The organism is Adhaeribacter sp. (genome assembly GCF_057359045.1).
Map to the genome: position 1 here is coordinate 25,457 of NZ_JBMQUD010000067.1, position 14,815 is coordinate 40,271.

The 14,815-nt window shown below is 42.2% G+C and carries 12 protein-coding genes; 4 read left to right on the forward strand and 8 right to left on the reverse strand.

Annotated elements, in window-relative coordinates; all coding sequences use genetic code 11:
* Positions 1-121: 121 nt before the first annotated feature.
* Positions 122-2,869, reverse strand: a complete 2,748-nt coding sequence (locus ACO1R6_RS10980) for an outer membrane beta-barrel protein (RefSeq protein WP_486264702.1) — start codon at positions 2,867-2,869, stop codon at positions 122-124.
* Between the two features lie 20 nt (positions 2,870-2,889).
* On the reverse strand, positions 2,890-3,651 hold the full coding sequence (locus ACO1R6_RS10985) for a GLPGLI family protein (RefSeq protein WP_486264704.1): 762 nt from the start codon (positions 3,649-3,651) through the stop codon (positions 2,890-2,892).
* A gap of 279 nt (positions 3,652-3,930) precedes the next feature.
* On the opposite strand from ACO1R6_RS10985, the gene ACO1R6_RS10990 reads away from it, so the two are divergent.
* Positions 3,931-4,521, forward strand: a complete 591-nt coding sequence (locus ACO1R6_RS10990; RefSeq protein ID WP_486264706.1) for a DUF4142 domain-containing protein — start codon at positions 3,931-3,933, stop codon at positions 4,519-4,521.
* An 18-nt stretch (positions 4,522-4,539) separates the two neighbouring features.
* On the opposite strand, the gene ACO1R6_RS10995 is transcribed toward ACO1R6_RS10990, so the two are convergent.
* From ACO1R6_RS10995 to ACO1R6_RS11015, 5 genes are all read right to left on the reverse strand, one after another.
* Positions 4,540-5,682: a putative sensor domain DACNV-containing protein gene (locus ACO1R6_RS10995; protein ID WP_486264707.1), complete on the reverse strand. Its 1,143-nt coding sequence runs from the start codon at positions 5,680-5,682 to the stop codon at positions 4,540-4,542.
* 138 nt (positions 5,683-5,820) lie between these two features.
* Positions 5,821-7,044: a PP2C family protein-serine/threonine phosphatase gene (locus ACO1R6_RS11000; protein WP_486264709.1), complete on the reverse strand. Its 1,224-nt coding sequence runs from the start codon at positions 7,042-7,044 to the stop codon at positions 5,821-5,823.
* Positions 7,037-8,209, reverse strand: coding sequence for an ABC transporter permease (locus ACO1R6_RS11005; RefSeq protein ID WP_486264711.1), 1,173 nt, complete (start codon positions 8,207-8,209; stop codon positions 7,037-7,039). The genes ACO1R6_RS11000 and ACO1R6_RS11005 overlap by 8 nt, the downstream gene beginning before the upstream one ends.
* On the reverse strand, positions 8,210-8,467 hold the full coding sequence (locus ACO1R6_RS11010) for a hypothetical protein (RefSeq protein ID WP_486264713.1): 258 nt from the start codon (positions 8,465-8,467) through the stop codon (positions 8,210-8,212). It lies immediately after the preceding gene.
* An 89-nt stretch (positions 8,468-8,556) separates the two neighbouring features.
* Positions 8,557-9,690: a glycosyltransferase gene (locus ACO1R6_RS11015; protein ID WP_486264715.1), complete on the reverse strand. Its 1,134-nt coding sequence runs from the start codon at positions 9,688-9,690 to the stop codon at positions 8,557-8,559.
* Between the two features lie 241 nt (positions 9,691-9,931).
* Here ACO1R6_RS11015 and ACO1R6_RS11020 point away from each other — a divergent pair, with 241 nt between their 5' ends.
* Complete coding sequence (locus tag ACO1R6_RS11020) at positions 9,932-11,431, forward strand: Gfo/Idh/MocA family protein (protein ID WP_486264718.1); 1,500 nt, start codon at positions 9,932-9,934, stop codon at positions 11,429-11,431.
* A 76-nt stretch (positions 11,432-11,507) separates the two neighbouring features.
* Here ACO1R6_RS11020 and ACO1R6_RS11025 read toward each other — a convergent pair whose 3' ends face one another.
* Positions 11,508-12,506: a lysylphosphatidylglycerol synthase domain-containing protein gene (locus ACO1R6_RS11025; RefSeq protein ID WP_486264720.1), complete on the reverse strand. Its 999-nt coding sequence runs from the start codon at positions 12,504-12,506 to the stop codon at positions 11,508-11,510.
* Between the two features lie 497 nt (positions 12,507-13,003).
* Here ACO1R6_RS11025 and ACO1R6_RS11030 point away from each other — a divergent pair, with 497 nt between their 5' ends.
* A complete protein-coding gene (locus tag ACO1R6_RS11030) occupies positions 13,004-13,807 on the forward strand; it encodes a hypothetical protein (RefSeq protein WP_486264722.1) in 804 nt (267 codons plus the stop codon).
* A gap of 97 nt (positions 13,808-13,904) precedes the next feature.
* Complete coding sequence (gene cobA, locus ACO1R6_RS11035; RefSeq protein WP_486264723.1) at positions 13,905-14,630, forward strand: uroporphyrinogen-III C-methyltransferase; 726 nt, start codon at positions 13,905-13,907, stop codon at positions 14,628-14,630.
* Positions 14,631-14,815 lie beyond the last annotated feature (185 nt).

Genomic DNA, 14,815 nt, shown 5'->3' on the forward strand with positions numbered 1-14,815 from the left:
ATTATTATCTCAGGCAGAAGATTCCTAACAAAATAATAAGTTAAAGCTATTTGCTGTGCTGTTATGTAACTGAGTATTTACAAGTTGTTGCTATCCAAAACACAGCCCCATTACACCAGTTCTAATAGCTTTTAATTATTACAGAGGGCGCGCTTTTTACTGCATTACTAAGAGAGTAAGTAAAGCTCAGCATAATATACCGGCCAATAGAATTGGTTCTATTCCGGAAAGAGTAATTATCGTAAGCATACTGATTAATGCCCAGGTTTTTATTCAGTAAATTGGTGCCGGTTAATTTAACTTCACCTTTGTTATCGGCCAGCACAAAACGCGATAAAGAAAAATTTAAAAGAGGAATAGACAGGTCTGAATTAGGCAAAGAACTGTTATAACTGTAGTAGTTAAAATCAGCGTTAAAATTAAATTTCTTTAAAAATTTTATATAAGTGGTGGCGGTGTAATTGTTCGTAATAAAAGTCTGATTCTGGTAGCTTTCAAAATCGTAATGGGTGCTGCCAAAATTTAGATTTGCCTTTAAGCTAAAATTAGCAAAATCGTTTAGTCTTAAAGTGTAGCCTACATTGCCGCCTTTACTTTGTTGATTAACATTGCCAACAACACCATCAAACATATTTCGCCGCTGTTGTAAATTTACTTGAGGTCCTATAGATATCCGGTGAATTTTATTTATCTGGAAATTATAACCTATAGAGCTATAAGCATAGCTTTCGTTGGCCACATTTACGTAGCGGCTGGTTCTTACGCCTTCGTTAATGGTAACCGAATTTACAATGGGGTTGGTAGTATACGTGTAATTAACATTGGCATAAAATGAAGTATTTTTCCCCGGAACATAACTATTATAAAAGAGGCTATTCTGGTGCCTGAAAGTTGGTCTTAAATTAGGATTGCCCTCGTAAATATACAGTTCATTTAAATTATTAACGATTGGCTGCAACTGATGAACCTGGGGTTCTTGCATAGAAGTCCTATATTCTATATCTAAAGATTTATAACGCGAGAAAGAATACCGGAAAGAGGCTAAAGGTAAAATATTCCTAAAGTTACGGGTAATGTTGCCGTCCTTTAATTCTACTTTTCGGCTTAGTTCTGAGCGCTGCCCATTTGCTCCAATATTTAAATTAAAGTTATCCCGGTTCATTCTAAAAGTTAAGCCTACCTGTTGGTATAAATAGCCGGTACTATATAAATTACTTAAAAACTCATTCAACTGCAATCTATCATTCATTACATCATAGGATCTAAAGTCAGAAGCATCGCGCCGGTTGCTAAAATTGTAATTGGCTTGTAAATATTTACGTTTGCCCAATGGTTCGGTATACGCAAGCTGAACGCCATAATTAAAATTATCCGTTTCGTTAATATTTTGCCGTTCCGTATCGGTAGTAATACTGCCTCGCCTGGTAATATTATTTACCGAGCCTGCTTCTGAATTATTTAAATTTTTAGTTAGCCTGGTAGTAGTGGTTATAAAACGGCCTTTTTTCTGGAACCGATGCCCTAAAAACAAATTAGAATTAATATTATAGTTGTTACTTTCTGAGTTATTAATGTACCGGCTTAAAGTGAGGGGTTCGGCAATACCTTCTTCTTCCTGGCGGGAATAGCTGTTAGAAGCATATTCATAAATATTGTAACCGGTAGTGGCCGTTAACCGGGCGGTATTTAAAGAATCTTTATACTCAATGATCATATTGCCGGAGTGGCCAATATTCCGGTTTGCCGAAGTTCCGTCGCTAAAGGTTATTAAAGTAGGATTATTGGGACGGTAGTTTTCGTTGTAAGATTCATTTATAATATCGCTGATGCCCCGGTTTAAAGCATACGAACCATTAACCGAAAGTTTTTTATTAAGCTGGTTAAAGAAATTTATGCCCGCCGCGGCGGTTGTATTCAGGCCATTGCGGTTATTACCGAAATTGGTAGGTAAGCCATTGTTGCTATAATTTACACTATTATTGGAGCTCCGGCGCTGCGTACCACCCGAAAATTCGTATTGTTCCTGAAACGAAAACCCGGTTTCATTTACATTATTTGTCATGCCCAGAAAAGACAACTGGTTGCCGTTATCAAATTTATTGTAAATAGCTTTACCGGAATAGCGCTGGTCGGTACCTACGCCACCTGTGGCTTTGCCAAACCCCATTTTCCGGCGGTCTTTTTTTAGTTTTAAGTTTATTACTTTTTCCCGCTGGCCATCCTCTACCCCAGAAAATTTAGCGGCTTCCGATTTCTGATCTACTACCTGTACTTTATCAATAGCATCGGCAGGTAAATTTTTGGTAGCCATTTGCATATTCCCGCCAAAAAACGCTTTGCCGTCTACGGTTATTTTGGTTACTGTTTCGCCTTGCGCCTTTACAGAACCATCGGTTTCTACTTCTATGCCGGGCAGCTTTTTAAGCAATTCTTCTACGTTGGCATTGGGCTGCGTGGTAAAAGAACCGGCGTTGTATTCTACGGTATCTTTTTTAAATACAATAGGGTTGCGTTCGCCTTGTACCTGTATTTCGTTTAGTTGGGCAGCCACCGGCACCATTTTTATAAAACCCAGGTCTAGCTGGTTTTTATCGGTAGGCGGATTGATAGTTTTAAAGTAAGGGACAAACCCTACAAAGGTAGCTTTTAATAAATAGGTGCCTTTATTTATATTATTGATACCAAAAGAACCCAGGCCATCGGTAGTAGAATAATTTACCAGCGATGAATCTTTCTCCTGCAAGATTAAAATAGTAGCTCCCGGCAACGGCGACTCCTTTTCGTCGAGGATTTTACCTTTAATTGAGAATTTTTGGGCAAATGCCGTCTGGGCCGCCAGTAAAAATACCAGCAGTAGAAAATGTTTCATGCAACAGGAATATGTTTAGTTTATTTTTTTACTTCTTTACTCTTGCCGCTCATTTTCTTCATTTCTTCGGCCACCATAGCTGCATATTCTTTCTCGGTTTTTTTCTGTCCTTTGGTGGGTTCTACCAGCTCACGTTTGCGTAAAGGCCGTAAGTCTATAGAAAGCGCCCGCACTACCCTATTGCCGCTATTTGTATCTATTTCTAAGATGGTTCCGGGTAATGAGCAATAAGACTCCGGCCCTAAAGAGGGACGTAATTTTTCGGTGTACCAGGCCACTGTTGTTTGTTTTGTAGTTGGATTTACGTAAGTAGCTTGCTTACACGAATACCCCAAAATATCTTTTGTTTCTTTCCCGAATTTCCAGGGCAATATTTTTAAGGTATCGGATATTAAATAAATTTTGCCGCTATATTCCTTTACTGCTATTTTTTTAAAGCTGTTGGCCTCTATATACGTTTCGTTTTTAGATGGTATACTATTAAAACGCGTATTCCCTTCCATATCTAAATCTTCCTCTTCGGCCACGTAAGGTTTAAAATAAGATTGCTGGGCATTAAATATTAATACATGTTTAGTTGTACTATAGGTGGGCGACGGAGCCGTGCCTGGCTTAATTGTTTTAGCAGAACCGTTTGGCGCATTAGGGCCGGCCATACCTGACGGGCGGTTAATTGTTTGTTTAATTTCGTAAGTAATAACCCCCTCGGTGGTAGTTTGCGCCTGCACAGAATAACTCAAAAGCAAGAAACTGCAGCAGAGGTTAAGTAAAATTAGTTTCATGAGGAGGGCTTTAAATAAGAAAATTAAATATAGAGAATATTAATATTTGTGCAAATATTTTTATTAAATATTACGGTATTTTTTTAAGTTTATTTTAAACTATTTAGCTGTTTTACCGGCAGTTAAGGTGCTTAGAATGGTACTTCATTTACTGGGGGTGCAATTTATAGTTGAGCTATCTTGATGTATTAAAATTAAAATTCTGTACTGTCTATTAAGATTAACCTGTAACTATTTTAACCCGTATAGCCAAACGCTCTAAATTGTATAAAACTGATTATGAAAAAATTAATAATTCATTTCCTGGTCATTTCGGCAGGTTATTTAACTTTGGCGTGTAACGCTGGTTCGTCGGATAAAACTTCGATTGAAACCGCGGAGCAAACAAATAAGGCTACCCAGAAAAATGATATTTCGGGCGCAGCCGAAGAAAAACATAAAGTGGCTTCTGACTTTATGGTAGAGGCTGCCAGCGGTAGTTTAACCGAAATTGCTTTGGGTAAACTGGCGCAAAAGCAAAGTCAGAACGACCAGGTAAAGGTATTTGGCAAACAAATGGAAACCGATCACGTCAAAGCCAGCGAGCAACTAAATTTACTAGGCACCGCCAAAAATATTGTGGTACCGGCAGCCCCCGCCGAAAAACACCAAAAACATATTAACGAATTAGCCGAGTTACAAGGCGCAACCTTCGACCGGAAATACATGGATATGATGGTAACCGACCACCAGGAAGATATAAAACTTTTTACCGAAGCTGCCAGCAACAATGAATTAGACACCGAGGTAAAAGCTTTTGCCGAAAAAACTTTGCCCGCCCTGCGGCAGCACTTACAAATGGCCCAGGAAATTAAAAATTCTCTTAAATAATATTGCTGATTTTCAGATTTATAAAAGTAAAGTATCTATCCGGTGGGCCTGCACCATTAACTCGCACGGCGACCACGCAAAAATGGTAAAGCGCCCATCTTGCGACGCTACCAAAGCCATGGCATCGCGTTGATCGTGCACAAATTGCGCCGCCGATAAATGCCGGGTGCCGCCGTTTTTAGCCGGATGAATGATTTGGGCCTTGCTACCGATTACCGGCTCCGTTACCAGCATTTCGGTTACTGGTGCGTGGCCTTCGGGTCGCCCTATTTTGGCACCAAAGGCCAATAACTCGTAGGTATCGCTAATAATGGTAGCGCCGTCTACAGCCGTTAAACCGGCCACCCCATCTACGGCTTGCCGCAAAGCTCCCAGCCAAATATTCTGGCTTCTCTCCTTCGGGTCTTGTTGCATGAGCGTGGCCAAACCTTCGTAAGCCGGAAAAACAGAATAAGGAATGGGTTGAATAATCGAATCGGTCCAGGAAGTGCTGTTGGCCGGTACCACCAGTAAAGTTCCTCCCCGGCCGTGCGCCCGCATAGATATAGCCAACTGAATTAAAACGTTAACCGAATGATTCCACAAAGATGGCGTGGTAAATCCCAACAGCGACGAAATTAAAGCCGGACATTCTTTCAGGCTGGCGCTGTGTTCATCAATAATTTTAATTTGCTGGCCTTTTAGTACGGCCACATTCGCAAATTTACCGAAGCCATCGAGCCGCCGGTGCTTAATTACCAATAAACCCGGCTCTACTACTTCCAGCACAAAACATAAGCCCGGGATAGAACGCACGGCGCCCCAAACGTATAATTCGCCACCATCGCTCCAAACCCCAAGGTGTATACCCGGGCGTTCTACAGCCGGACTTAATTTGGTAAGTACGTCTGGCGTTAAAGGTAGCTGCTGCTCAAATTGCATTATTTGCCCGGCAAGTTCCGGGTTTAAATAAACCAGCGATATTTTGGGCGAATGGCCTTCTTCGCGCCGCAAGCTGGCCCAAAAAGCCGTATCAACAATTTTCTCGATTACTTCTGCCGTGGGTTCGTTGCCCAAATGGATGCGTTTTAACCGGCGAGCTTCCGCAAAGTGTTCGGCAAAATGTTTTTGAAGAATTTCGGCTAAGTTGCGTGCAGCCGGATACATTGTGTCGGGGGTCATATATTTTTAAAAGCGGTTTATGGAGAAACCGTTAGTTAGCGGCGCAATTAACCAGCTTATACTTTTAATTAAACAAATAAATAGAAATATCACTCGGCTAATAAATTAACCAAATAGTAATTTATTAGCCTGTGTATATTATTTAAAACGGCAGGAAAGTAAGGTAATATCGTCCTGGAAAGCGGTACTTCCCTGGTTATGCATTTTTATTTCATCGAGTAAAGATTCGTGCAATTTAGGCAAGCTTAAAAAGCGGTTATTCTGTAAAAAGCTTACGGTATTATCAATACCAAATTCATCTTCATTTTGGTTAAATACCTCGGTTAGCCCATCGGTATAGCAGAGCAATAAAGATTTTTGCGGTACCTGAAAACGGGTTACCGAGATAAAAGGAAGTTCATCAAAAATGCCCAACATGGTACTGCCTTCGGTTAATAATTGGTAAGAATTATCCTGGTAAAGCATAATGGGGGCATTATGACCGGCATTGATGTACTGCAATTCGCGGGTTTGTCGATTGTAAATACCTAAAAATGAGGTAATAAATTTTTCGGCAATCGCATTGTTGTAAATCAGGTAATTTAATTCGTTTACTACTTTTACCAGATCGTTGGTCTGGCGCAAAATGGTGCGTAAACCCGCCTGAAAGTTAGACATCAGCAAAGATGCCGGTACGCCTTTTCCGGAAACATCGGCCACGCAAAACAAAAACTGGTCTTCGTTAATGGTAACACAATCGTAATAATCGCCGCCAATGGAAGAGTGCGGAATGTAGCTGGCGTGCACCGCTACCTGTTGGTTATTGGGCAGCGATTTGGGGAACAGCATGGTTTGCACTTCGCGGGCAATTTTAATCTCGTTCCGGATGGCTTCTTCGGCTAAACGCTGGCGGGCCAACTTGCGGTTTTGCATGGCCACAATAATTATATTGCTGATGGTCTGCACAAAAGAAAGTGCTGCAATATCAGAATAATAAGCCAGCGAATTGCCAATCATGACAAAGGCCAGTATTTTGTTGTTCTGAAAAACCGGGATTACGGTTTCAAATTCCTGCCAGCGGGCATCGAGGTTTAAATCAGAAATGTAGCTAATCTCCGTAATACCTTTAACAGCGGCCGGCAGCTCTTCCAGGTTTTTAAAGTTGTAAGTGGTACCAAAACAAACTTTGCATTCCCAGGCATCGTCGTGCACAAACAAGGTTAACCGGTTTATGTGCAACTGGGCCAGCAGCGTAAAATGGAATATTTTATAAAGCGAAAATTCAGAAATATTGGCGTTTATGGCCTGGGTAATTTCCAGTAAGGCCGAAAGCTCCAGTTTTTTCAGGTTTAATTCCTTCTTTACGGCCGCGGCTTCAGCCATGGGAACTGGTAAGGAGGATTTTAGGGTCATATGCATCACGTAGCCCGTTTCCGAGCAAATTAAAACTCAACACCAATAAACTTATCAGAGCACTCGGAAATAATATTAAAAAAAGACCGGCTTTTGCTCCAATTAGTTGAAAGCCTTCACTGACCATCATTCCCCAGGATGGAGCTGGCGGCTGCACCCCCAGCCCCAAAAAACTTAAACCAGCCTCCATGAGTATAGCCGAGGCAAAATTAGCGGTGGCTATTACAATAAGCGGCCCTGTCATGTTGGGAAGCAAATGATTCAATATAATCCGGTGCCGGGGCAAACCCAACACTTTTGCAGCCTCAATATACGTCTTTTCTTTTAAACTTAAAAATTGTCCGCGTACTACCCGGGCCACATCTACCCACATGGTTAAGCCTACGGCCACAAAAGATACCCAAATGCCTTTGCTGTTGAGCGCCAATGAAATAGCGATTACCAACATGATACTGGGCACCGACCACACCACTGTCATTAAAAACAACATAGCTTTATCTACTACCCCACCAAAATACCCCGCAATAGCGCCAATTAAAATACCTACTAATACGGATATTAATACCGCTACTAACCCAATACCGAGCGAAATACGTGTACCCAATACTAAACGGCTAAGTACATCGCGCCCGGCCCTATCGGTACCTAACAGGTAATGCTTAGTACCCACAACGTTTTGTACGGTTGGTTTAGTACCCTGGCCCGAGTCGACGGGTACCAACTGGCTTAAAGCCAACTTAATATTTTCCTGCGGCAAGGCTTTCATTTTAATATACGGCTCAGCTACCAAGGTATCTCCGGTTAGGTAATAAGGCCCAATCGGAATTTCAGTAAAAGTTTTCTCGGCTCCCCATAGCATTTTATAGATTAAAGCCGGCTCTTCTGTATGAATATTGGGGTTTAGTACGCGCAGCACTTTTACGGTAAAACCAGGCGGCTTCTTTTGTAACTGCACAATAGAATCGTTTGCGTTGGGAGTAGCATCAGGTAAAATGAGATAGCCCAAAATAGCTGCACCTGCGGCTAGTAAAATAACAAACAAGCCGGCCATAGCGGGTTTATTGCGCCAAAGGCGTTGCCGAATATAAAAAGAAGGAGGCCGAGACGCCGACACTATGCCAGTTTTAACAGCCATTTAGCGTGAATTATGCAGCATGAGCCCGGCTTTGGTAGCCAAGAAAAAATATTTAGGGCAGTTTTGCCGAAACTGATTTGCTTCTAATTCTACTTCGGTATCCGGGTCGGGGTAAAAAGCTTTCACGTAGCCTTTATTTACTAGCTCTTGTAAATGCCGGCACAACTCATCTTCTTCTATATTTACAGCGGTGGCAATATCCCGGAAGGGCGTTACAAAATATAATTCATCCAGAATATCGTACTCAATATCGTTCATTTTATCTTTAAATTAGTTATGTGTTTGCTGGCAATAATTCTGACCGCTCCACGCTATTTTATTTTTTATCTATGTAACCGGGCTGCAAACTAATTTTTACGGATTTGCCGACCCTTCCAGCTATACGTTCCTTTTAAACCGGCTAAAGCCGTTAGTACTACGTAAGGGATATAAATGATTTGTAAGGGAATAATGCCAACCCAGTATTTACCTTTCCGGAAGAACTGTAACACCGGCACCAAAAATAATATGTCTATCAGTATCTTAAAACTTAGTAATAAAAGCAAAGGCTTATATTCGGCAAAACCCAGTAGCACGGCTAAAGCTGCCAAAAATAAACCAAAATTTATACTAAAAACCAAAACAGCCAGTGCTTTAATATTTGCTTTTTGGTAAGCGGGCCACTTACTGGCCCAGCGGGTGCGTTGGGCCAGAAAATCGGTTAAACTAGATTTGGCATCGGTAACAACCGTAGCAGCGCTGGCTTTTAAAAAGAATATTTTACCCGGATAAAGTCGCTGCACTTTGTGCATAATAAATTCGTCGTCGCCGGACGGAATGTGGTCGTTGCCGCTAAAACCGCCTATCTGATTAAATATTTCCCGCGGATAAGCCATGTTGGCCCCGTTGCACATGTTGGGCTTGCCCAAAGCAATAGAACTCCCCCCGGTGCCAATCAGGCTGGCAAATTCTAATAATTGCATTTGCTTAAAAATATTATTGGAATGGTGGTACCTAACCGGGCCGCTGATAAATTTGGCCTGGCGGCTGGTGTACAAATATTCCAGGTGTTGGAGCCATTGCGGTGGCACGCGGCAATCGCCATCGGTAAATACAAGTAATTCGCCGGCCGCCGATGCAATGCCGCTGCCAATGGCGGCTTTCTTGCCGGTTAAAGTAGTTACTTCGCTTAGTTTTACCAGGCGGTATTTAAATTTAAATTCCGGTGCTTTGGCCAATATTACTTTAACCGTGCTGTCTTCTGAGTGATCATCTACTAAAATAACCTCCAGTAAGTGTGCCGGATATTGCTGATTATTTAGATCTTGGAGTAAATCTGAAATATGGGTTTCTTCGTTTCGAAGGGCAATAATTACCGAAAGGGTTGTTTTGGGTTGATAGGTTGCCGGAACCACCACCGGCTTAAGTTTAAGCCAGGCCCACCACCGGCGCAGGATTACCCACCCGTAAAGAAATACCAGTAACCCCAACAGCATCCACATAAAACAACTTATAATTGACCCAAAAGCATTAATCCGGACAAAATAAACACATTAAACTTTAGTAAAAAATTAACCGGTTGTATGCTTCTTCGGCTTTAACCAGGGCCCCAGGTTACTTCTTCTGTCATTACTGCATTAAATATCCGGCTGATAAAATTTTAAAGTTTAAAATTATTAATAACTTAAGCCGCAATTAAAAATTCTAACGAATAGAATCTCAGCCAACTAAAAACCCATTACCATGACAGGAGAACTACTGCAGAACCCCGACGAAAAATCACCACAGAATAGCCGCCGCCAGTTTATTAAAGGGGCTGCCCTCGCTGCCGCTTCGTTTTATATTTTTCCCCGACACGTTTTAGGCGGGCCAGGCTTTATTGCCCCTAGCGACAAAATGAATATTGCGGGTATTGGTGTGGGTGGCATGGGCCGCGCTAACCTGCTCAATTTAGCAAGCCAGAATATTGTGGCTCTTTGCGATGTAGACTGGGATTTTGCCGGCAAAGCTTACGCTAAAATTCCGACAGATATTAAGAATGCCCAGAACAGATTAGCCAGTGCCAAAACCGAAAAAGATCGAGCCAATATAAACCAGCAAATAGAAAACTTTAATTTTTTAAACTCTCAATTTTCTAAAGCCAAGCAGTTTAAAGATTACCGGGTTATGTTCGATAAAATGGGTAAAGATATTGATGGCGTTGTTATTGCTACGCCCGATCATACCCACGCCGTTATTGCCATGGAAGCCATTAGGCGTAAAAAACATTTGTACGTACAAAAACCGCTTACCTATACTGTACACGAGGCCCGTACACTCATGCTAGAAGCCCGCAAAGCCAAAATAGTAACCCAAATGGGTAACCAGGGGCACTCCCGCGAAGGCTCCCGGTTAATTCACGAATGGGTAAACGATGGCGCTATTGGCGCTGTTAGAACCGTATACGCCTGGACCAACCGGCCCATCTGGCCCCAGGGTATTGCGCGGCCCCAGGAAACTGTAGCTGTACCGGCTAATCTGGACTGGGATTCATTTGTGGGCCCCGCTCCTATGCGGCCTTACAACCCGGCTTACCATCCGTTTAAATGGCGGGGCTGGGTAGATTATGGCGTTGGTGCCCTGGGCGATATGGGGGCTCACTTGTTAGACCAACCCAATTGGGCTCTACAATTAGGCGCTCCCATTAGTATAGAAGCAACCAGCACGCCTTTTGGCGGAACCGCCAATGACCCGGGCACTTACCCGAGCGGCACCATGGTTACGTACGAATTTGCGGCCCGCGGTAATAAACCGCCCGTTACCTTGGTTTGGTTTGATGGTGGTTTAATGCCGCCTAAACCCGCCGAGTTAGGCCCGGAGGAAAACATGAATAAAGCTGGTGGGGTATTATTTGTGGGTGATAAAGGAAAATTAATGCACGAAACGTACGGCGATAACCCGCGTTTATTACCGGCATCGCGCATGGCCAGCTACAAACAACCCGCCAAAACCATTCCGCGCATTGAAAACGAAAACCACGAAATGGATTGGGTTCGTTGCGCCAAAAACGGCAAAATACAACCATCGGCCAGCTTCGATTATTCGGCTCCTTTAACCGAAACCATGCTGTTGGGCATGATTGCCACCCGCGTACCCGGCAAAAAATTAATGTGGGATTCCGTGAACATGAAGTTTACCAATGCGCCGGAAGCTGATAAATTCGTTACCCGTGAATATCGGCAGGGCTGGAGCTTACAGGCTTAAAAATTAATGTTTTCTAAACAAAAGCGACTAGGATAATACCTGGTCGCTTTTACTTTTTAAAGGAGTAACCATAAGGTTAAAATTTAACCTTTTTATCTTTTTTTAATTGCCACTTGGCACTGGCTACAAAGGCTAAACCCGTTAAGCTGGGCAAGGCTATATTTAAAAACCACAAACTTAAACTGGCGCTCATTACCTGCAGTTTAGACTGGCCCATTAAATTAAAAAAATAGATGGCCGATAATTCCCGCATACCTAAATCTGAGAGCGCACTGAGCGAAGGCACCACCGACTTAAGCAAAAAGGTGCCACTTACACCCAAAGCCATTTGCCACCAGCTTACCTGTACGCCAAAAGCATATAGCAACAACATAAACTGCCCCACAAATACCAGGTAGCGCCAAAACGATAGAAGAAGTAAACGAAATATTTCAGAAGCCGAGTAAGCCGTAATTACGGATAAATACCGGATATATTTTTTTAAAGCCGGTACTACCAAAACCGCTGCTACCATTATTTGCGGCTGGAAAAGCAGCATGGCCAATAAGCCGTTTACCAAAACCAGGCTAAAAGCCATACTTACCAAAACAGGTACATGAATCTGGTTGTATTGGGCCAGAAAGTACAGAACAGCTACCGAACCCACTGCCACCGTAATGGTTAACTGGCAAAACCGGCCTAAGAAAATAGCGCCTAAACCTTCTAAACGCTGCCGACTGCGCAAAGCCATAATTCGGCCCGCATAGTCGCCCACCCGGTTAGGAGTTATAAACCCCAGGCTCATGCCCGCCAAAACGGCCTTACAAGCCGACCAGTAGCTGATTTTTTCAACTTTTGCAGCCAAGTATTGCCATTTGCGGGCCTCCAATCCCCAATTGATTAAGATTAGCAAAGCCGCCCAAACAATGGCTTGCCCCTCACCTTTCCGGAGAATGCTTATTAAAGAGAGTATCCAGGTTTCGGGCTGGGTATTTTCAGTAAGAATGGCTTCGTAGAGTAGATAAAAAGTACTAACTACAATTAATCCTTTGCCTAAAAGAATAAACCAAGGAGGTAATCTAAACTTATTGCCCAATACAAATTTTGTTTATGCTGAGTAAATATTTAATTGTTTATCCCGCAAAGATTAAAGTTAATTTTGACTTTTATTAAAGATGTTGCCTTAGTAATTCTAAAATGACCTCTTAAATTTTTGAGGGCTTTTATTTAATTTTATTAAAAGTTTTCTCAGGAGACATCAATTAGAAAGGCTTATTTTGAATAATTACTATATTTTAAATCATTCGTTGTTAATTTTAAACCTTTTATTTAGTTTTACTATATAATATTTAATTAAACAGCATATCTGCTAATTAATTAATAATCTAACTTTAAATTAATTTTAAACTAATCTAAAATAGATAGGTAAGTAAAACATTAAGCCCTTTCCGGTGAAAGCAGTGCTTTAGTCATGCAAAAAATTGTCTAACAAACACTAATATTAAAACTAAATGCTGCTTTCACGGAAAGGCACAAATTAAAAGGTATAAATTTTATTAACCCCATAGTAGAATATCTTTAAAATTCAGGCTTATGAAAATAATGCGCTACTACGAAATAAAGGCTTTAGGCCCAGTTTTACCCGTAAACAACGGCCGTTACCAAATTAATCCTGATTTTAATCTTAGTAATTGCGAAGGTGAAATTATTATTCTGCTGGGCTCGCGCTTAAGTAGCCAGAATTGGTTAGCGCATTTATTTCCGGAGCAGCACCCTTCGTCTACAAAAGTTTATGCGGCCACACCATTCCGGAAATATAATTTGCCAGTTGCCTCTAACTACTTCCAAACTTTATCTCCGTTGCAAAATTTTTATGACCAAGTTTACGAAGTAGTAAAAATTTGCCAGCCGCATTTAACGTATCCGCAAAAACAATCGGTTACCAAAGGATATTTAAAGGCGGCGGGTTTGGGTGCTTATCAGTTTTTAACACCGATCCAGGCACCCGGCATTGTGTTGCAGCAGGCTAAATTGGCTATGCGCTTTGCCACCGGCTACCAGGTAATTTTACTCGATAACCTGTTTGACCCTTTAAGCCAAACCGATAAATCTTTACTTCATATCAGTTTACTAAACCTGCAAGACTCGGAGCCTAAACCCCGGACCATTATTTACGCAACGCAAAACCTAGATGATGCTCTTTTTATGGCCGACCGGATATTGATTATGAACCCGGTAAAAACCGGTACAGTAGCCGAGAACCTAAACGTAAATTTTAACCGGCCCCGGAACCGGCAGTTGCTGAAAACCATGTCAGCATACAAAAATCTGCGGCGGCAATTACATTACCTGCTAACCGATGCGCTGGCTTTAGAAGATTATTTACTTTTACGATAAGAGTATATGCCGGAAGTAAATTTGAGTGCGCAATTTAGGCTTGTTTGCCTGCCATAAATCTCTTAATATTGCCGCACATCAATACCGGCAAAATTTCATGCCAGCCAAAAAGCCAAAAGTTACCTTAATTGGTGCCGGTCCGGGCGCTACCGATTTGCTTACCATAAGAGGTGCCCAGGCCCTTGCCCAAGCCGATGCCGTACTGTACGATGCCTTAATTAATCCGGAGTTGCTGGACCTGGCTCCGGCGGCAGCCCCCAAGTTATTTGTCGGAAAACGATCGGGCAACCATGAGTACGCGCAGGAAGAAATAAATAAACTAATTGTAAGCTACGCCCTAAAGTACGGCCACATTGTGCGGCTAAAAGGCGGCGATCCGTTTATTTTTGGGCGAGGTTACGAAGAAATTCTGCATGCCAATGCGCACGGCATAGCCACAGAAGTAGTACCGGGCATTAGCAGCTCGGTAGCCGTACCTGCTGCTTGTAATATTCCTTTAACCAGCCGAGGCGTGAGCGAAAGCTTTTGGGTGATAACGGGCGCTACTACCCAGGGCCACATTTCCAGCGACATTCAGTTAGCGGCGCAGTCTACGGCCACCGTGGTAATATTAATGGGGATGAAAAATCTGGGCGAAATAATGCAGCAATTTAAAGCGGTAGGAAAAAGCCAAACGCCCGTAGCCATTATTCAGAACGGCACCCGGCCTAACCAGCAGCTGGCATTGGGCACAGTAGAAACCATTACGCAAATTGCCCAGGAAAAACAACTAGGTTCACCGGCAATAATTGTAATCGGGCAGGTTGTAGATTTACATTTTTAAAAGCTAATGCAAGTTTATAATTTTGCGTGAGAAAGGCCAAATGGTAACAAACCGGCTGTTCAAAATTTGCTTATAAGTAAGAAGGGTATAACCTGGAATAAGAAATATTTTATTGGGCTAAGGATTAAGTCTGGTAATTAAAATAAATATTGAAAAGCAAGGCCGTAATACTTGTGCTAGTACGG